This is a genomic window from Ralstonia sp. 1B3 (assembly GCF_036631435.1).
In genome coordinates this window covers 17,990-37,814 of sequence record NZ_JAPNUG010000031.1, presented here as the reverse complement: position 1 = coordinate 37,814, position 19,825 = coordinate 17,990, and the positions used below count along the sequence as shown (strand labels likewise).

The 19,825-nt window shown below is 64.9% G+C and carries 11 protein-coding genes and 4 pseudogenes; 11 read left to right on the top strand and 4 right to left on the bottom strand.

Features of this window, described 5'->3' with window-relative positions; all coding sequences use genetic code 11:
* Positions 1-13: 13 nt before the first annotated feature.
* A complete protein-coding gene (locus OWR21_RS09145; RefSeq protein WP_332395057.1) occupies positions 14-523 on the bottom strand; it encodes a gluconokinase in 510 nt (169 codons plus the stop codon).
* Between the two features lie 232 nt (positions 524-755).
* On the opposite strand from OWR21_RS09145, the gene OWR21_RS09140 reads away from it, so the two are divergent.
* From OWR21_RS09140 to OWR21_RS09120, 5 genes and pseudogenes are all read left to right on the top strand, one after another.
* On the top strand, positions 756-2,471 hold the full coding sequence (locus tag OWR21_RS09140; protein WP_332395053.1) for an AMP-binding protein: 1,716 nt from the start codon (positions 756-758) through the stop codon (positions 2,469-2,471).
* Between the two features lie 702 nt (positions 2,472-3,173).
* Entirely contained in the window at positions 3,174-4,463 is a 1,290-nt protein-coding gene (locus OWR21_RS09135) for a hypothetical protein (RefSeq protein ID WP_332395052.1), read from the top strand.
* Positions 4,464-4,588: 125 nt separating this feature from the next.
* Positions 4,589-5,022 (top strand): annotated as a pseudogene (locus OWR21_RS09130) (hypothetical protein).
* 16 nt (positions 5,023-5,038) lie between these two features.
* Positions 5,039-5,720: pseudogene (locus OWR21_RS09125) on the top strand (C39 family peptidase).
* A gap of 45 nt (positions 5,721-5,765) precedes the next feature.
* The gene (locus OWR21_RS09120) at positions 5,766-6,293 is read left to right on the top strand and encodes a hypothetical protein (RefSeq protein WP_332395051.1); all 528 of its coding nucleotides are present in this window, start codon (positions 5,766-5,768) and stop codon (positions 6,291-6,293) included.
* Position 6,294: 1 nt separating this feature from the next.
* Here the strand turns inward: OWR21_RS09120 and OWR21_RS09115 are convergent, their stop codons facing one another.
* The 3 genes from OWR21_RS09115 to ilvA all read right to left on the bottom strand — a co-directional run bounded on the left by OWR21_RS09115 (position 6,295) and on the right by ilvA (position 10,195).
* Positions 6,295-7,617, bottom strand: a complete 1,323-nt coding sequence (locus OWR21_RS09115; protein WP_332395050.1) for a transporter — start codon at positions 7,615-7,617, stop codon at positions 6,295-6,297.
* 221 nt (positions 7,618-7,838) lie between these two features.
* Positions 7,839-8,675, bottom strand: a complete 837-nt coding sequence (gene queF, locus OWR21_RS09110) for an NADPH-dependent 7-cyano-7-deazaguanine reductase QueF (protein WP_332395049.1) — start codon at positions 8,673-8,675, stop codon at positions 7,839-7,841.
* Positions 8,675-10,195 (bottom strand): threonine ammonia-lyase, biosynthetic, encoded by a 1,521-nt coding sequence (gene ilvA, locus OWR21_RS09105; protein WP_147214029.1) that lies wholly within the window; start codon positions 10,193-10,195, stop codon positions 8,675-8,677. Before ilvA ends, queF begins: the two co-directional genes overlap by 1 nt.
* A 150-nt stretch (positions 10,196-10,345) precedes the next feature.
* Here ilvA and OWR21_RS09100 point away from each other — a divergent pair, with 150 nt between their 5' ends.
* The 6 genes and pseudogenes from OWR21_RS09100 to OWR21_RS09075 all read left to right on the top strand — a co-directional run bounded on the left by OWR21_RS09100 (position 10,346) and on the right by OWR21_RS09075 (position 19,823).
* A complete protein-coding gene (locus OWR21_RS09100; RefSeq protein WP_332395048.1) occupies positions 10,346-11,263 on the top strand; it encodes an ion channel in 918 nt (305 codons plus the stop codon).
* Positions 11,264-11,294: 31 nt separating this feature from the next.
* Entirely contained in the window at positions 11,295-12,542 is a 1,248-nt protein-coding gene (locus OWR21_RS09095; RefSeq protein ID WP_332395047.1) for a nucleoside recognition domain-containing protein, read from the top strand.
* Between the two features lie 57 nt (positions 12,543-12,599).
* Positions 12,600-13,181: a YqaA family protein gene (locus OWR21_RS09090; RefSeq protein ID WP_027678243.1), complete on the top strand. Its 582-nt coding sequence runs from the start codon at positions 12,600-12,602 to the stop codon at positions 13,179-13,181.
* Positions 13,182-13,381: 200 nt separating this feature from the next.
* Positions 13,382-17,417, top strand: a pseudogene (locus OWR21_RS09085) (DUF3683 domain-containing protein).
* Positions 17,414-17,865 (top strand): annotated as a pseudogene (locus OWR21_RS09080) (HIT family protein). Before OWR21_RS09085 ends, OWR21_RS09080 begins: the two co-directional pseudogenes overlap by 4 nt.
* 113 nt (positions 17,866-17,978) lie before the next feature.
* On the top strand, positions 17,979-19,823 hold the full coding sequence (locus tag OWR21_RS09075) for an ABC transporter ATP-binding protein/permease (protein ID WP_332395046.1): 1,845 nt from the start codon (positions 17,979-17,981) through the stop codon (positions 19,821-19,823).
* Positions 19,824-19,825: the final 2 nt, after the last annotated feature.

Sequence of the window (19,825 nt, the reverse complement as noted above, 5' to 3'; positions counted from 1 at the left end):
TGATCGGGCAGGTTCAGGCGGCCGGGCGGTGCGCGGCGCGTGCCTGCAGTTGCGCGACAGCCTCGTCGACGATGGCTTCGGGCGGCAGCGCGATGTCGACGACGACGGCGTCGGTCGGCTCTTCCAGTGCGTCGAACCGGCTGCGCAGCAGGTTCGGGTTGAAGAAGTGGTCTTTCCGTGCAGCAAGGCGGCCTTGCAGCAGATCGAAATCGCCCTTCAGATAGACGAATTCAGCGTTGCCGGCGGGGCCGCGCAGCACGTCGCGGTAGCGCTGCTTCAGCGCTGAGCACGCCACCACCAGCGATTGCCCGTTGCTTGTCTTCTCGTCCATGTAGGCGCGGATGGATTCGAGCCAGGGCTTGCGGTCGTCGTCGTTCAGGGGAATGCCGGCGTGCATCTTGGCGCGGTTGGCCTCGGAGTGGAACTCGTCGCCATCACGGAAAGCGCAGCCCAGCCGCTCGGCGATCTTCTGGCCCACCGTGGATTTGCCGCAACCCGAAACACCCATCACTACTACGATCATCGTCATTCCCTACGAGCAAGAAAGCGCAAAACATCAGGCCGGCATGTTAGCGCGTTGAAGACGACGCCCACCGATTTTTGCTGCTGCAGCGCAGCAATTGTTCCGCGTCATTGTTCGTCGGGCAACGGATTGCCAAATACGTCAACCTGCGTCAAATTGCGTTTGAAGCAGTGGTTACAAATCATTCAGAACAAGGCCCCAAAAAGGCCAACGTTGATTGGAGGAGACATCCATGGCTGGTGAGGTTTTCGACGCGCGACCGCGCAACGGTGTGTCGTATGTGGTGGGCGATACGTCGGTACCGCTCGCACATGTCACGGTCTCGGCGTTGCTGGCGGATACCGTGGGCCGCTGCCCCGACGACGAGGCGGTCGTGTTCCGCGAGCAGAACGTGCGCTGGACGTGGCGCGCCTTTGCCGAACAGGTCGACGCGCTGGCCGCCGGCCTGCACGCGCTGGGACTGGAGCGGGGAGATCGCATCGGCATCTGGTCGCCCAACCGCGTCGAATGGGTGCTCACGCAATTCGCGACGGCGCGCCTGGGGCTCATCCTCGTCAACATCAACCCTGCGTATCGGCTTTCAGAGCTGGAATACGCGCTCAACAAGGTCGGCTGCAAGGCCATCGTGGCGGCCGAAGCGTTCAAGACTTCGCGCTACCTGGAAATGCTGCAGACGCTCGCGCCCGAGCTGGCGACCGCGCAGCCCGGCGCATTGAATGCCGCCAAGCTGCCGGCGCTGCGCTGGGTCATCCGCATGGGCGAGGCCAATACGCCCGGCATGCTCAACTTTGCCGAGGTGATTGCGCGCGGAAAAAGCGTACCCGTTGATGCGCTCGATGCCATCACGGCCACGCTGTCGCCTGACGACGCCATCAACATCCAGTTCACCAGCGGCACGACAGGCGCGCCGAAGGGCGCCACGCTGACGCATGTGAACGTCGTCAACAACGCGCGCTTCGTTGCCATGGCGATGAACCTGCGGGGCGGCGATCGGCTGTGCATTCCGGTGCCGCTGTATCACTGCTTTGGCATGGTCATGTCGGTGCTGACCTGCACGGCCACGGGCGCGTGCATGGTGTTTCCGGGCGAGGCATTCGATCCGCTGGCCACGCTGCGCACGGTGGCGGAAGAGCGCTGCACGCAGCTGCACGGCGTGCCGACCATGTTCATCGCGCAGCTCGATCATCCGGACTTCAAGAGCTTTGACGTATCCACCCTGCGCGGCGGCATCATGGCCGGATCGCCGTGCCCCATCGAGGTGATGAAGCGCGTGGTGTCGGAGCTGAACCTGCGCGAGGTCACCATCGCATACGGCATGACGGAGACGAGTCCCGTGTCGTTCCAGAGCGCCGTGACGGACCCGCTCGACAAGCGCGTGACCACGGTCGGCCGCATCCAGCCGCATCTGCAGGTCAAGCTCGTGGACGGTGCGGGCGAGGTGGTGCCGGTGGGCGAAAAGGGCGAGCTGTGCACGAAGGGCTATTCGGTCATGCTCGGCTATTGGGACGACGAGGCCAAGACCGCCGACGCCATCCACGACGGCTGGATGCGCACGGGCGATCTGGCAACGTTCGATGCCGAGGGCTACTGCAACATCGTCGGCCGCGTGAAGGACATGCTGATCCGCGGTGGCGAGAACGTTTACCCGCGCGAGATCGAAGAATTCCTCTTCCGGCATCCGAAGGTGCAGGCCGTCAACGTGTTTGGCGTGCCCGACCCGAAGTACGGCGAAGAGGTCTGCGCGTGGATCGTCCTCAAGCCCGGCCAGCAGGCCACGGAAGACGAAATCCGTACGTTCTGCCAGGGCCAGATCGCGCACTACAAGATTCCGCGCTACATCCGCTTCGTCACCGAGATGCCGATGACGGTGACGGGCAAGGTGCAGAAATTCGTCATGCGCGATCGCATGATCGAAGAGCTCAAGCTGACGGTGGCCGCCACGGCCTGAAGCGAGCTCGCAGTTTCGCAGTTGAAATGCGAACCGGTTGCGCGCGGCTTTTCGTTGCCATGACGATGCTTGCCGCGCGCAATCTTGTTTGCCTGCCCGGGCAAGCCGCGAGGTAAAAACCGAGACACGTTTCCCGCATGCGTCTTGCTGATAGGGGGCGCTCGCAGTCAAGCGGCCGCAAGAGGCCCCTGCTCACGATACAAACGTCGTCGAGACACGCAACCCGACGCAACGTGCGCCACGGGATGCTCTGTCGGCGCAGGCCTGCCGCTCACGCAATGTGAGCGCCGATGCGCCGATGTATCACGGCTGAAACACCCAGCCAATCGCCCGTCTCAAACACCGGCGCTGCGCCCATCCGTGCGTGTGGTTTGCGTCTTGGCGCGAAGGTCATGCATGCCGTGGCCGCCGTGCGTTCCATGGCGTTGTATCGGCGCTGCAACCGGAAGGGCCCAAACAACCCCTCGAACGTTGCACATCTCGACACGATTGCGCGGCACGGCCCGCGCTTATGTGCGCGCGTGCCGGTGAAACTTTTGCGTTTTCAATTGCTTAGAACCGCGGTGTCGGGCGGACCCGGAAGTTGGCACCGATTATGCAAACGAGCCGCCCCGGGGTGGGTCATGTTGTTCCCACAGGCAGAGCGCGCCGGCCTGACTGGCTGCGTTTCCAGCCGTCCCTCTCACCTTTATGGAGTGCGTTATGAAGAAGACCTTACTGGCCACCGCGATCGCCATGGGATTGGGGGTCTCTGGCGTTGCATTGGCCGATATCGGGAATACGGCGTCTGGCGCGGGTGACAAGACCCAAACCAACACGTCGACCATCACCAGAACCAATACCAGCACAGACACGACGACGAACACCGCAACCACCACAACGACAACGGCAACCGACAACTCGAATCAGCACAACAACCAAAGCCAGGGCAGCAACCGCGACAACAGCGGCTGGGCCAATGCCGATGGCTATGGCACCGCTGCAGCCAACAACGGCGGCACGGCAACGGCAACATTCACCAACTCCTTCAACACCAGCAAGGCGATTGCGGTTTCCAAGCTGGACGGCACCGTCACCAACATCAGCGTGTCGGGCATCGGCAATGTCGCCACCAACAATGGCGGCACAGCGAATGGCGGCAGCGGCGGACGTGGCGGATACGGCTACGGCGGCACGGGCTCTGGCGGTAATGGCGGCGCGGGCGGCGCGGGCGGCAGCGGCGGCGCTGGTGGCAGCTCGGGCAGCGTGACGCATGGCAGCGCAACCAACGGCGGGGCCGTGGCCGGTAACGGCGGTAACGGCGGAGCCGCCGGCGGCGATGCGGGCGGTGGCGGTAACGGCGGCAGCTCCGGCACGCTGTCTGCCAGCCTGGGCGCGGGCCTGGGCGGCGCAGCGGGCAGCACGAGCGCAGCGGGCGGCGGTGGCGGCGGGGCAGGCGGCACGTCCAGCGCCAGCGGCGGCGATGCTAACCGTCATCGCGGCAGCGGCTCGGCCACCGGCGGCGGCAGTGCCTCGGCAGGCGGGGCAGGCGGCGCTGGAGGCGCTACCACCAGCGGCACGTCGACGGCATCGGCCGGTGCGGGCACGGGCACGAGCGCTGCCACGGGCACGAGCACGGGCGGGGCCGGAGCTGCTGGCGGCGCAGCGACCAACGTGGCAGGCAACGGCGGCGCAGGCGGCAGCGCGACCAATGGCAGCGCAACCAACGGCGCAGCGTCGTCCACGGCGGGCAATGGCGCTGTGGGCGCAGTCGGTGCGGCCGGCGGCGCAGGTGGCGTTGGCAACGGCGGTGTCGGCAACGGCGCGGTGGGTGGCACGGGCGGTGCCGGCGGCACGGTCATGGTGGACGCAGGCACGTTCAACATGTCCAACGCCATGACCAGCGTCGGCCAGTCTGCAGCAGGCGTGATGGTGGCGAACCAGAACAGCGGCTTCGCTTCCCTCATCCAGCAAAGCATCAACGTGCAGGCCAACCTGAATGTGGGCAAGTAGCCCGGTCTCGGGCATGAGCGGGGAAGTGCCGCGGCGCGCGGCGATAAAGCTTCGCGCATGACGGTGGATGGGGCCGGACTGCATCGGCGGTCCGGCCCGCAGTTGGAGCGTATAGGAGACTTTCGATGCGATCCGACAGAAGAACCACAGCAGGATGGGCGGCATGGTGGTTGGCATGCGGCCTGGCAGTGTGGCCAGCGGCAGCAACGATGGCGTCGGACGATGTGCCGATCGCAGACGGTGCGCAGGTCGCCGACACGGAAGCGGTGCGTCCCCCGGTCGCCGCGGCCGTGTCGGTGCCTGGGTTCGGTCATGCGGTGGGCGCCGATCGGCTCGACAGTTATCGCGGCGGCACGCAGGATCTCTACCAGACCGTCAATGACGCGCGCCTGTCGGGCACCGTGAGCGACAACGCCGCCGTCAACGTGGCGACGGGTCGAACATCGTGCGCGACGGCTCGTTTGCCAATGCCAGCGGGATCCCCACGGTCATCCAGAACAGCGGAGCGAACGTGCTGATCCAGAACGCCACCATCGTCAACGTGCAGTTCCGGCCTTGAGCTTGTGAAGGACCGAATGATGCGCAAGACGTTGGGTGCGGTGCTGATGGCGCTGGCGTGCGGGCCTGCGTGGGCGGGCGCGATCGACATGCTCGGCACGGGCGGCGGCACCTATGCCGTGCCGGTGACGAGCATGAAGGCCGCGCGCTACCTGCGCACCGTGCATCAGCGTTTCGACTTCAGTTGCGGGTCGGCCGCGGTGGCGACGCTGCTCACGTATCAGTACGGCTACCCGGTGAGCGAGCAGACCGTGTTCCAGGCCATGTACGAGCATGGCAATCAGGAGAAGATCCGGCGAAGGCTTTTCGCTGCTCGACATCAAACGCTATCTGGCCTCTCTGGGCTTTGAGGCCGACGGTTTCGAGCAGCCGCTGGATGCATTGAAGGACGCCCACTTGCCGGCCATCGTGCTGTTGACCGAGAACGGCTATCACCACTTCGTGGTGGTCAAGGGCGTGCAGGAAGGGCGCGTGCTCGTGGGCGATCCGGCCATGGGCACGCGTGCGATTCCGCGTGCGAGCTTCGAGAGCATGTGGGACAACCATTTGCTGTTCGTCGTCCACAACCGCGAGGCGGGGGCGACGTTCAACGCTTCATCGGACTGGCGCGTGGCACCGCGTGCGCCGCTGGAGGAAGGCATGGACCGCAGCGGCCTGGGAAACATCGTTGTTCCCAAGCATGGTCCGTCCGACTTTTGAGCGTAGTTTGCGCGTTGCCGTCCGGTGGATGGGCAGGAGGGCATCATGAAGCGGTTTGGCAAGGTGGCGCGGGCTGCGGGATGGCTCGCGTTCGCTGCGGCCGGGCATGCGTGTGCGGCCGGCATGGACAACAATCCCGTCCATGCCTGGCAAGCCGTGTCCGAAGACAAGCTCGACGACATGCGCGGCGGCTTCGATGTGCCCGCGCTTGCAGGGCTGCACATCTCGTTCGGCATCGACCGTGCGGTCTACATCAACGGCGATCTGGTGGCGAGCGCATCGGTCAACATCCCCGATGTGGCACGCATGACGGCCAGCCAGGCGCAGCAACTGGCCTCGGTGGTCAATACGGTCAACCTTGTGCAGAACGGCCCGAACAATGTCGCGCCGCCCGATGTGGCGGCCGGCGCGGCTGCAGCGGCCACGGTCATCCAGAACAGTCTGAACAACCAGACGCTGCAAGCCGTAACGACCATCAACGCAGCGGTCAACAGCCTGCCGCAGTTCCGTCAGCTGAATCTCTCCAACGTGCTGCAGGGCGCCCTGGCCAACGTCGTCACCCTGCTGCACTGAGCTAAAACTGGATCGGCAGACGCAGCGTGACGGTCAGGTCCGGTGTGTCGCGCGTGAGGCCTGCACCCACCGACAGGTTCAGCGTCATCTTGGGCGAGAGCCGGTACGAATAGCCGACCAGCAACGTACCGAGAATGGTTCGCACCGAGCCCGGCACGCGTTGGCCGTTCTGCTTGGTCGGCGCGATGATGCTCTGGTCGTAGCCGATGGAGAACGACGCCTTCTCGTTCAGCGCCAACCCCATGCCGAAGTTCAGGCCGATGATGTCGCCGGCCTTCACGTCGCCCAGGAACTGCTTCGAGCCGTCCACCAGGTTTAGGCTGACATCCTTGCGCTCGAAGTTGTGCAGGTAGCTGATGCTGCCGAAGAACACGGCCGGGTCCGTGGGGAACAGCCACGTCAGCCCCGGCTGTACAGCGAAGAAGCCTGAGCCTGTCGGCTGCTGCAGCGGCAGGCCGGTGCCCGTGGTATTGCTCACGCAGCGCGTCACGCAATCGGTGGTGACTTCAAACGGATCCTTGCCGGTGCGCGTTTTGACACGCAGCCAGCCGATGTAGAACGGCTTGTCGACGCCACCCGCATTGATCTGGTACCGCGCGGTCAACTCCACATCGCCGATGCCGCGGCCGTGCGAGCTGAAAGCGTTGTCCGTCGCCGTGCCGGTGAACAGCTCGCGGCTGACGGTGTCGCTCGCGCTGTAGACATAGGGCACGCGCGCTTCCAGTTCCCAACGCCGTGCCAGGCCGTAGCGCACCGCCACCGTGCCGGTCAGCGTGGTCGTTTTCACCTGCCGCACGTCGATCAGCCCGATCAGCAGCGCCGGGATGATGGTGTAGCCCACCAGCGCCACGCGGTCTGACGACGAATACGCCATCTGCAATGACGGCTCGACGACCACCTTGCCCGGTGGTGTCAGCGCGCTGGGCTCGTCGAAGATCTGCGCGATGCGTGGCGGTCGGTCAGGCGGCTCCGGCGGTTTGCCGACTGGCGTGGTGCCGGACTCGTCGTTCTGCGCAATCTGCGATGCCTCGGCCGCCGCGCCGGGAGCACCGGCACCGCGCACGGTATCGAGTCGGCCCTCGCTCATGCCGAGCGCGCGCCGCATGCGCCGAAGATGCGCTTCCTGTTGCTGGATCGAGCGCTTGAGTTCCTGCAGGCGCGCCTGCGTATCGGCAAGCTCGCGCCGCAGCGCTTCCAGGCTGGGTGGCTTGTCGTCCACCGGCTCGTTGGTCTGTGCAAGGACCGGCCCGCCGCAGAGCAGCAGGCATGCGCACGTAACCGCGTGGGTTGACCCACCTTGCGGCTTCCATGGCGTTTTCGTCATGGCATGTCCCCCGTCGAGAGCGCCCGGCCCGCTTGCGCGGACGGACCCTTCACGATTCCCCCGGGTGGCGTACTGCGGATACCACTATAGGCGAGCGAACGTGAAACGACAGGGCGTTGGCGTCCACAAAATGGACGAGGGGCGCATGCCCGTTTGGCGGATCGCCCAGGCAAGAAAAAGGCGCCCGAAGGCGCCTCGTGTGTCTTGCGCAGCGTCAGCGCTTACTGACGAGCGTTGCGCAGGTTATCCGGCCACGGCGTGTTGTAGTTGGTGCGGAACGGGTTGATGTCGAGCCCGCCGCGTCGCGTGTAGCGCGCATAGACGGCAAGCTTGACCGGCCGGCACTGGCGGAGGATGTCGGTAAAGATCCGCTCCACGCATTGCTCGTGAAACTCGTTGTGCTCGCGGAACGAGATCAGATACTTGAGCAGCGCCTCCTGGTTGATCGGCGCACCCACGTAGCGGATCTGCACGCTGCCCCAGTCAGGCTGACCCGTCACCAGGCAGTTGGACTTCAGCAGGTGCGACACCAGCGTTTCTTCGACCGGGCTTTCTTCCTCGTCGGCATGCAGCAGCTCGGGCGTGGGCTGGTAGACATCCGTTTCGATGTCCAGCCGATCGAGCAGCAGGCCGTCGAGTTCGCCCATGCGTTGCCGGGCAAACTCTTCGTGCGTGACGATGCGGACCTGCACCGGCGCGCCGCACGCCTCCGACAGATCGTGGTGGATCAACTGCTGCAGCGCTTCGTGCGACGCCACCTTCGTCTGGTTGAACGAATTCAGATACAGCTTGAACGACTTCGATTCAACGATGTTGGGCGAATCGGCCGGCACGATCACGGTGCCCAGCGCCACCTGCGGCTTGCCGCGCAGGTTCAGCCACGACAGCTCGTACAGGTTCCAGAGATCCACGCCGAAGAAGGGCAGGGCCGTGCCGGCGGCCAGGCCGATTTCGTCGCGCTTGGCCTGGCGCGGAATCGGAAACAGCAGGCTCGGGTCGTATTCCGTCTTGTAGGCGGACGTCTTACCGAGCGGCGAATGTTCGGGTTGGTTGCTCATCACAAAAACAGGCTGTAGACGGGGTTCTCGCTTTCGTCCCAATAGGTATAGCCCAGCGTTGCGAGGAACGCCTTGAACTCGCGCTTCTCGTTCTTCGGTACCTGGATGCCGACGAGGATGTTGCTCGAATCCGCGCCCTGATTCCGGTAGTGGAACAGGCTGATGTTCCAGTTCGGGCTCATGCTCGAGAGGAACTTCATCAGCGCGCCCGGCCGCTCGGGAAACTCGAAGCGGTAGAGATGCTCGTTTTCCGCCAGCGGCGAACGGCCGCCCACCATGTAGCGGATGTGCTGCTTGGCCAGTTCGTCGTTTGACAGGTCCAGCGTCGGGAAACCGTGCTTGCGGAAGTTCTCGGCAATCTTGTCGCCCTCTGCGCGCGACGCAATTTGCACGCCCACAAAGATATGCGCGGCGTCCTTGCTGGCAATGCGGTAGTTGAACTCCGTCACGTTGCGCGACCAGCCGACCAGTTCGCAGAAGCGCTTGAAGCTGCCGCGCTCTTCGGGAATCGTCACGGCAAACACGGCTTCGCGCGCCTCGCCCACTTCGGCGCGCTCGGCCACGAAGCGCAGGCGGTCGAAGTTCATGTTGGCGCCGCTGGCCACGGCCACGAGCGATTCGTTCTTCAGCTTGTGCGTCTCGGCATACTGCTTGAGGCCGGCCAGCGCCAGCGCGCCCGACGGCTCCAGCAGGCTGCGCGTGTCCTGGAACACGTCCTTGAGCGCCGCGCAGATGGCATCCGTATCCACGGTAATGATCTCGTCGACGAGTTCGCGCGTGAGGCGGAACGTCTCCTTGCCGACCAGCTTGACCGCCGTGCCATCCGCAAACAGGCCGACTTCCTTCAGTTCGACGCGCTTGCCGGCGGCCACCGAGCGCGCCATCGCGTCGGAATCCACGCTTTGCACGCCGATGACCTTGACGTCCGGTCGCACGGCCTTCACGTAGGCCGCAATGCCCGAGATCAGCCCGCCCCCACCGATCGAGCAGAAAATCGCATGGATCGGCTGCGGATGCTGGCGCAGGATCTCCATGGCGATGGTGCCCTGGCCGGCAATCACTTCCGGATCGTCGAACGGGTGGACGAAGGTGTAGCCATGCTTCTCTTGCAGCTTGGCGGCGTGGTTGTAGGCGTCGGAATAGCTTTCCCCGTGCAGCACGACCTCGACCCATTCGCCGCCGCGCGAGCGCACGCCGTCAATTTTCAACTGCGGCGTCGTCACCGGCATGCAGATCACGGCCTTGCATTCCATGCGCGCTGCGCTGAACGCCACGCCCTGCGCGTGATTGCCCGCCGATGCCGTAATCACCCCGCGCTTGCGCTCGGCCGGCGTGAGCGAGGCCATCTTGTTGTAGGCGCCGCGCAGCTTGAACGAGAACACCGGCTGGTCATCCTCGCGCTTGAGGTAGACGCGGTTGCCGGTGCGCGCCGACAGGTTCGGCGCGAACTTCAGCTCGGTTTCCACCGCGACGTCATAGACCTTCGCAGTCAGGATTTTCTTGAGGTAATCGATGGCCATGGTGCGGACCGGGGTTGGGCGTGAACAGAGCCCGTAAGCCTATCACGCGGCGCCTGGCCTGCCTGGCCCGCCTTGCTGGACCGGCGTGCCGGTCGGTACACTGTCCCGGCCGCGTCCGGGCGGGCGCGGCGCATCCTCGGCGAGGCCTCCATGAACACCCCGTCGTCTTCCTCCGAGCGTGCCGGACGCGCGCGCCGGGGCCGCAAAGTCTGGTCCGGAACGCAGCACGTCATCGCCTACGGCATGCCACCGCTGGGCTGGCGCGACGTTTATCACCATGCGCTGGAGGTCAACTGGCCGACCTTCTTCGCGCTGCTGGCGACGATGTTCCTGGCGCTGAATGCGGTATTCGCGGGGCTGTATTCGCTCGGTGACGGCGCGATCGCGAACCAGTCGCCGCCCGGCTTCGTCGGGGCCTTCTTCTTCAGCGTCGAGACGCTAGCCACGGTCGGCTACGGCGACATGCACCCGCAAACGCTCTACGCCCACGTCATCGCCACGCTGGAAATCTTCATCGGCATGTCGGGCATTGCCATGGCGACGGGGCTGGTGTTTGCGCGGTTCTCGCGCCCGCGCGCCAAGATCATGTTTGCCCGCAACGTTGTCGTACGGCCGCTCAACGGCAAGTCCACGCTGATGCTGCGCGCCGCCAATGCGCGCCAGAACGTCATCGCGGAGGCCACCGCCCGGCTGCGCCTGATGCAGGACGAGGTCTCGCCCGAGGGCTACTCGATCTACAAGATTCACGACCTGAAGCTGGAGCGCAGCGAGCACCCGATCTTCCTGCTGGGCTGGGTGATGATGCACGTCATCGACGAGACCAGCCCGCTGCATCGCGCCACCGCAGAATCGCTCGCCGCCGGTGACGCCTTGCTGCTGCTGACCATCGAGGGCGCCGACGAGACGGCCGCGCAGACTGTGCAGGCGCGCTATTCCTGGCGGCACGACGAGATCCGCTGGAACTATCGCTATGCCGACCTCATCCGCGACGAGGGCGGCGTCACGTCGGTCGACTACGACAACTTCCACCTGATCCACCCGATCGAGACGCCCCCGCAGGCACAATGAGCGGCTTGTCCGATTCCAACGCGCAACCCCCGTGGCCCTGAACCTCGTCTGGCTCGCCTTCTTTCTCGTCGCCTTCGTCACCGCCTGCGTGCAGGTGGTGCAGGGCGACATGGAAGTCTTCTCGCGCATGTTGACCGGTATGTTCGATGCCGCGCGCACCGGCTTCGAAATCGCCATCGGCCTGACCGGCATGATGGCGCTGTGGCTCGGCATCATGCGCGTGGGCGAGCGCGCCGGCGTGGTCGATCTGTTTGCGAGGCTCGTGAACCCGGTGATGCGGCACTTGTTTCCCTCCGTGCCGGCCGGCCACCCCGCCAACGGCGCGATGATGATGAACGTGTCGGCCAACGTCCTCGGTCTGGACAACGCCGCCACGCCGCTCGGCCTCCAAGCCATGCGCGAGCTGCAGCAGATCAACCCGCAGCCGCAGCGCGCCAGCGATGCGCAGCTGATGTTTGTGGTGCTCAACACCGCGGGCGTGACGCTGGTACCGACGTCCGTCATCGCCATCCGCCAGGCCATGGCTGTCAAACAGGGGCTGGTGGGTTTCAACGCGGCGGACATCTTCCTGCCGACCTTGCTGTCCACGTTCATCGGCTTCTGCGCGGGCATTGCCGCGGTGGCGTGGTACCAACGCATCAATCTGTTCAAGCCGGCGCTGCTGGCGTATTTCGGCGGCTTTGTCGCGGCGATGGGGCTGCTGTTTGCGTGGCTGCGCCAGTTTCCGCCGCACCAGATGGCGGCGTGGATCGGCCTGATCGGCGCGGGCGCCATCCTCACCATCGTCGTGGCGTTCCTGGTCTGTGGGGCATTTCGTCGCATCAATGTGTACGAAACCTTCGTCGATGGCGCCAAGGACGGCTTCCAGGTCGCCATCGGCATCGTTCCGTATCTCGTCGCGGTGCTGGTGGGCATTGCCGTGTTTCGCGCGGCGGGGTGCATGGATGTTTTGATGCAGGGGCTTTCTGCGCTGTTTACGCACCTGGGCATCGATACGCGCTTTGTGCCGGCGCTGCCCGTGGGGCTGATGAAGACGTTGTCGGGCGCCGGCGCGCGCGGCCTGATGGTCGACGTGATGACCACTTACGGCGTCGATTCCTTCCAGGGCAAGCTGGCCGCCATCATCCAGGGGTCGACTGAGACCACGTTTTACGTGCTGGCCGTGTACTTCGGCAGCGTCGGCATCAAGGACACGCGGTACGCGCTGGCTTGCGGGCTGTGGGCCGACCTCATCGGGCTCATCGGCGCCGTGCTTGTCGCCTACCTGTTCTTCGCCTGACCGGCTAGGGCGGCCCCCAAGCGACGCCGCGGCCGCCCGCCCTCTACAATCGATCGCATGGAACAGTGGATCGACACGCTTTTTGCCACGCTCGCCCTGCCCAAGGTCGGGCTGCCTGCCATCTTCGTCGTCAGTTTCATTTCGGCGACGCTCCTGCCGCTGGGCTCCGAGCCGGCGGTCTTTGCGTACATCAAGCTCAATCCCGACATGTTCTGGCCGGCCATCGTGGTGGCTACGCTCGGCAACACGCTGGGCGGCATGGTCGACTGGTGGATGGGCTATGCGGCCAAGCTGGCGCTGGTGCGCTACCACCTGGCGCGCCGCCGCCGCCAGCACAACGCCGAGCACGCCCAGCACGTGCCGCACCCCAAGCGCCACCGCGAGCCTCCGCTCGACAAGAAGTACTTCCGCTGGATGCGCCGCATCGGGCCGGTGTCGCTGCTCGTGTCGTGGCTGCCGGGCATCGGCGACCCGCTCTGCACGCTGGCCGGCTGGCTGCGCCTGAAGTTCTGGCCCAGCGTCATGTACATGGCCATCGGCAAATTCCTGCGCTATCTGGCGATGACCGCGGCGCTCATGACCTTGCCCGATGGCTTCTGGCACGGCATCTTTGGCTGGATCAAGGCTGTGATGATCTGACGTTTGCGTGGCGTTGGGCGCACTCGCAGGCCTCCGCGCTTTTCGCAAGCCATTGAAAACGCGACGCTTTTCCCGCCCATATCAGCCGCAGGGATACCGTTGCTGCAACGCATCAACGGCGCGCGTTGCAGTACAATCGCCCTTTAAAGACCGCGCGGCTCTTGTCCTCCTTGCCGCGACCTCCTCCCCAGCGGCACGCCATGAATGCCCCACTTCTGATCGACGCCAAACTCACGGCGCAGGACGCTGCGCCCCGGCTGCGCGAGATTCCCTACAACTACACCTCGTTCTCGGATCGGGAAATCGTCATCCGTCTGCTGGGCGAGTCTGCGTGGCAGATCCTGGACGAACTGCGCGCCGAGCGTCGCACCGGCCGATCGGCACGCATGCTGTACGAAGTGCTGGGCGACATCTGGGTGGTTCGTCGCAACCCGTATCTGCAGGACGACCTGCTCGACAACCCGAAGCGGCGCCAGATGCTGATCGACGCACTCAATCACCGCCTGGCGGAGATCGAGAAGCGCCGTGTGGCCGACCACGATTCGCATCACGACCCCGTGGGCGACGAGCGCGCCACCAAGGTCGAGCAACTGGTCGTGCATGCCCGCCGCGCCGTCAAGGCCTTCCAGGAAGAGTTCGCCCAGGTGTATGACCTGCGCCGCCGCGCCCAGAAAGTGCTCGGCCGCGTCACCGCGAAGGACAACATCAAGTTCGACGGCCTGTCGCGCGTGTCGCACGTGACGGACGCCACCGACTGGCGCGTCGAATACCCGTTCGTGGTGCTCACGCCCGACACGGAAGAAGAGATCGCCGGCATCGTCAAGGGCTGCTTCGAGCTGGGTCTGACCATCATTCCGCGCGGAGGCGGCACCGGCTACACCGGCGGCGCCGTGCCGCTCACGCCGTTCTCGGCCGTTATCAATACGGAAAAGCTGGAGCGTCTGGATGCGGTCGAGATGACCGACCTGCCGGGCGTTGACCATCCCGTGGCGACGATCTATTCGGGCGCGGGCGTAGTCACGCGTCGCGTGGCGGATGCGGCGGACAAGGCCGGCCTCGTCTTCGCTGTGGACCCGACTTCGATCGACGCGTCGTGCATCGGCGGCAACGTCGCCATGAACGCGGGCGGCAAGAAGGCCGTGCTGTGGGGCACCGCGCTGGACAACCTCGCCTGGTGGCGCATGGTTGACCCGGACGGCAACTGGCTCGAAGTCCAGCGCCTGAATCACAACCTCGGCAAGATTCACGATGCGCCGGTCGTCACCTTCGAGCTGAAGTGGTTCGACGGCAATGCGCCCCTCGGCGCCAAGCTGCTGCGCACCGAGACGCTCACCATCGAAGGCCGCAAGTTCCGCAAGGAAGGCCTCGGCAAGGACGTCACCGACAAGTTCCTGGCCGGTCTGCCCGGCGTGCAGAAGGAAGGCTGCGACGGCATCATCACCAGCGCGCGCTGGATCCTGCACCGTATGCCGAAGTCGATCCGCACCGTGTGCCTGGAGTTCTTCGGCCAGGCGCGTGACGCGATCCCGAGCATCGTCGAGATCAAGGATTACCTCGACGCCGAGACCAAGAAGCCCGGCGGCGCGATCCTCGCGGGCCTGGAACACCTGGACGAGCGCTACCTGCGCGCGGTCGGCTACGCCACCAAGAGCAAGCGCAACGCGTTCCCGAAGATGGTGCTGATCGGTGACATCGTCGGCGACGACGATGACGCCGTGGCGCGCGCCACCTCGGAAGTGATCCGCCTGGCCAACGGCAAGAGCGGCGAAGGTTTCGTGGCCGTGAGCCCCGAGGCCCGCAAGAAGTTCTGGCTGGACCGCTCGCGCACGGCCGCGATTGCGAAGCACACCAACGCCTTCAAGATCAACGAAGACGTGGTGATCCCGCTCAATCGCATGGGCGAGTACACCGACGGCATCGAGCGCATCAACATCGAGCTGTCGATCAAGAGCAAGCTCAAGCTGACCGACGCGCTGCTCGACTTCTTTGCCGGCAGCAACCTGCCGCTGGGCCGCACCGACGACGCCAACGAAATCCCCAGCGCTGAACTGCTGGAAGACCGCGTGCAACAGGCGCAGCAACTGCTGCGTGCCACGCGCGCACGTTGGCAATATCTGCTGGACCATCTCGACACGCCGGTCACCACGGCGCGCGCGAGCCTCATCGGCCTTGGCCTGGGCTATCTCGCGCAGACCATCGACGACCGTCTGGTGAATCAACCTGACGCCAACCTGTTCCACCTGCTGCAGGATCGGACGATCCGCGTGTCGTGGAAGGCTGAGATTCGCGCCGAGCTGCGCAAGATCTTCAACGGCGGCGAGTTCAAGCCGATCCTCGACGAGGCCCAGGCGATCCACAAGAAAGTGCTGCGCGGCCGCGTGTTCGTGGCCCTGCACATGCACGCCGGTGACGGCAACGTGCACACCAACATCCCCGTCAACTCGGATGACTACGACATGCTGCAGGACGCCCACAAGGCGGTGGCCCGCATCATGACGCTGGCGCGTTCGCTGGACGGTGTGATTTCGGGCGAGCACGGCATCGGCATCACCAAGCTGGAATTCCTGACCGACGAAGAGATCGCCGATTTCGCTGCCTACAAGCGCCGCGTCGATCCGAACGGCCGCTTCAACAAGGGCAAGCTGCTGCGCGACATCAACGACCCGCAAGGCCTGGCCGCGGATCTGCGCAACGCCTATACGCCGTCGTTCGGCCTGATGGGGCACGAGTCGATCATCATGCAGCAGAGCGACATTGGCGCCATTTCGGAGTCGATCAAGGACTGCCTGCGCTGCGGCAAGTGCAAGCCGGTGTGCGCCACGCACGTGCCGCGCGCCAACCTGCTGTACAGCCCGCGCAACAAGATCCTCGCCACGTCGCTGCTCATCGAGGCCTTCCTGTACGAAGAACAGACGCGCCGCGGCGTGTCGGTCAAGCACTGGGAAGAGTTTGCCGACGTGGGCGACCATTGCACGGTCTGCCACAAGTGCGTGACGCCGTGCCCGGTCAAGATCGACTTCGGCGATGTGTCGATGAACATGCGCAACCTGCTGGGCAAGATGGGGCAGAAGAAGTTCAACCCCGGCACCGCAGCAGCGATGTTCTACCTGAACGCGACCAACCCCGAGACGATCAACCTCACCCGCAAGGTGATGTTCGACTGGGGCTACAAGGCGCAGCGTCTGGGCAACGACATCCTGAAGAAGTTCGCCGAAGCAGACCGCCCGGCCGCCCGCGACGGTAGGCAAGCCGCCCGTGCGCGAGCAGGTGATTCACTTCATCAACAAGAAGATGCCGGGCAACCTGCCCAAGAAGACCGCGCGCGCGTTGCTGGACATCGAGGACAACGAGATCGTCCCGATCATCCGCAATCCCAAGGCGACCACGCCCGACAGCGAGGCGGTCTTCTACTTCCCGGGCTGCGGCTCGGAGCGCCTGTTCTCGCAGGTGGGGCTGGCCACGCAGGCAATGCTGTGGCACGCCGGTGTGCAGACGGTGCTGCCGCCGGGCTACCTGTGCTGCGGGTATCCGCAGCGCGGCGCGGGCCAGTTCGACAAGGCCGAGAAGATCGTCACCGACAACCGTGTGCTGTTCCACCGCGTGGCCAACACGCTCAACTACCTCGACATCAAGACGGTGGTGGTGAGCTGCGGCACCTGCTACGACCAGCTCGCGGGGTATGAATTCGACAAGATCTTCCCGGGCTGCCGGATCATCGACATTCACGAATACCTGCTGGAGAAGGGCGTGAAGATCGACGGTGTGCAGGGCACGCGGTACATGTACCACGACCCCTGCCACACCCCGATCAAGACGATGGACCCGACCAAGCTGGTCAACCAGCTGATGGGCGGCAACATCGGCGCCGATGGCCAGACTCGCGCGATCGAGAAGAATGACCGCTGCTGCGGCGAGTCGGGCACGCTGGCGATTTCGCGCCCCGACATTTCCACGCAGGTCCGCTTCCGCAAGGAAGAAGAGATGCAGAAGGGCGCCGACAAGCTGCGCAGTCTGGGCCAGACCAGCGGCCAAGGCGGCGAGGCGTTCAACGGCGACGTGAAGATCCTCACGAGCTGCCCGGCATGTCTGCAGGGCCTGTCGCGCTACACCGAAGATGTTTCGGTGCAGGCCGACTACATCGTGGTCGAGATGGCGCGTCACGTGCTCGGCGAAACCTGGCTGCAGGACTACGTCGCGCAGGCCAACGCCGGCGGCATCGAGCGGGTTCTGGTGTGACGACTGCGACGACCGGCGAGCGGGCACCCGGCTGCGCGCTGTGCGAGACGGACGGCGGCGAGCCCGTCTGGCGCAATGGCCGCGCGCGCGTGGTGCTGGTCGAGCACGCGCGCTTTCCGGGCTTTGCCGCGTCATCTGGAACGACCACGTGGCCGAGCAGACCGATCTGTCCGATGCCGATCGCCACTGGCTGATGGACGTCGTCACCCGGGTTGAGCGCGTGCTGCGCGCCGAACTGGCGCCCGACAAGATCAACCTCGCCAGCTTCGGCAATTTCGTGCCGCATTTGCATTGGCATGTCATCCCGCGCTATCGGTGGGACACGCATTTCCCGGAAGCCGTGTGGGGCCCCGAGCAACGCGCGCCCGATACCGCGCGCATGGCCGAGATCACGGCCAAGTTGCCGGCGCTGTCGTACGCGCTGCAAGCGGCGCTGGCCGACGCCTGAGCCCCCTCGGCGATACGGTGGGTAACGCCTGGTAACGCATCGCCCCGTCGTGCGCGGAACCCCTGTGACGCGCACGGCGTCTGATTCTCTTCTGTTGCGCCAACGCCCTCGCCATGACGACACCGCGCACCGCCGCCACGCCCGATTCCCACAAGGATTCCATCTCCGAACTGACCGTCCACCATGGGCGGCTGAATTTGTCGGAAACCTGGCAACTGATTCGTCCGTACTGGTTTTCGGAAGATCGTCACAAGGCCTGGGGGCTGCTCGCGCTGGTGATCGCCCTGAACCTGTTTCTGGTCTACATGAACGTGCTGTTCACGGACTGGAATCGGCTTTTCTACAATGCGCTCGAGCAGAAGAACTACGGCGAATTCTGGACGCAACTGGGCCGCTTTTCATGGATCGCCGCATTGCTGATCTTTGGCTCCATCATGCGGTTGTACTACTCGATGATGCTGCAGATGCGGTGGCGGACCTGGATTACCGGCAGCTTCCTCGACGACTGGCTTAGCAAGCAGGCGTTCTATCGACTGGAGCAGACGCACAGCGCCGACAACCCCGACCAACGGATCGCCGACGACCTGCGCACGTTTACCGATGCAACGCTCACCTTGGCGCTGGGCTTCCTGAATTCGGCTGTCACGCTGGTGTCGTTCTTCGGGATTCTGTGGGCGGTGTCGGGGCCGCTGGCGTTCAGCCTGGGTGGCCACGACTTTGTGATTCCCGGCTACATGGTGTGGTTTGCGCTGCTGTACTCGATCGTGGGCTCGGTGATCATCCACTTTGTGGGGCGGCCACTGATCGGGCTGTCGTTCCAGCAGGAGCGTTACGAGGCGTACTTCCGCTTCCTGCTCGTGCGCGTGCGCGAGAACAGCGAGAGCATCGCTCTGTACCGCGGCGAGCCGACCGAGAAAGCCATCCTGCGCGGGCGCTTCGAGCGCATCCGCACCAACTGGAACCAGTTGATGGACTATACGCGGCGCCTGACCTTTGCCAGTTCCGGCTATGGACAGTTCGCCATCATCTTCCCGTTCTTGGTGTCGGCGCCGCGCTACTTTGGCGGCACGCTCACGCTGGGCGGAATGATGCAGGTCGCCACCGCGTTCGGTCAGGTGCAGGATGCGATGTCGTGGTTTGTCACCAACTACCGCACGCTGGTCACGTGGAAAGCCTCCACCAACCGTCTGATCGAATTCCAGCGCGCCATCCGCGCCGCCGAGCGTGAAGAAGAGCACCGCGCCGGTGTCCGCGATGTCGAGGTGGAAACTGCCGCCGTACCTGCCATCGAAGCGCGCGGTCTCGCGCTGAACCTGCCGAACCGCAAGCCCGAAGACGTGCTGGTCGAGCCCTTCGACATGACGCTCGCACGTGGTGAGCGGGTGCTTGTCAACGGTCCGTCGGGCTGCGGCAAAAGCACGCTGGTGCGTGCCGTGGCCGGTATCTGGCCCTATGGCAGCGGCCGCATCGAAGTCCCGGAGGACGCCCGCGTGCTGTTCCTGCCGCAGCGCAGCTATCTGCCATCCGGCACGCTGGCTGACGCGCTTTCGTATCCGGATTTGGCGACCCAATACACCGCGGAGCGTCTGACCCAGGTGCTCATCGCCTGCCGCTTGCCCGCGCTGGCCGGCCTCTTGGACGAGGTGAGCAACTGGAGCCTGCGCCTGTCGCCCGGCGAGCAGCAGCGGCTGGCTTTTGCACGGGCTTTGCTGCAGCGCCCCGATTACCTCTTCCTCGACGAGGCCACCAGCGCACTCGACGAAGACACCGAGGCGTTCATGTACAGCCTGATGCTCGAATCGATGCCCGATGTGACCATCGTGAGCGTGGCGCACCGCAGCACCGTGGCACGATTCCACCATCGCCGCCTGCGCTACGTCCCCGAAGGCGACCCGTTGACTGCGGTAAGCTATCGGGTGGTGGAAGAGCCCGCGCACGTTGCGCTGGCAGCTTCCTGAAA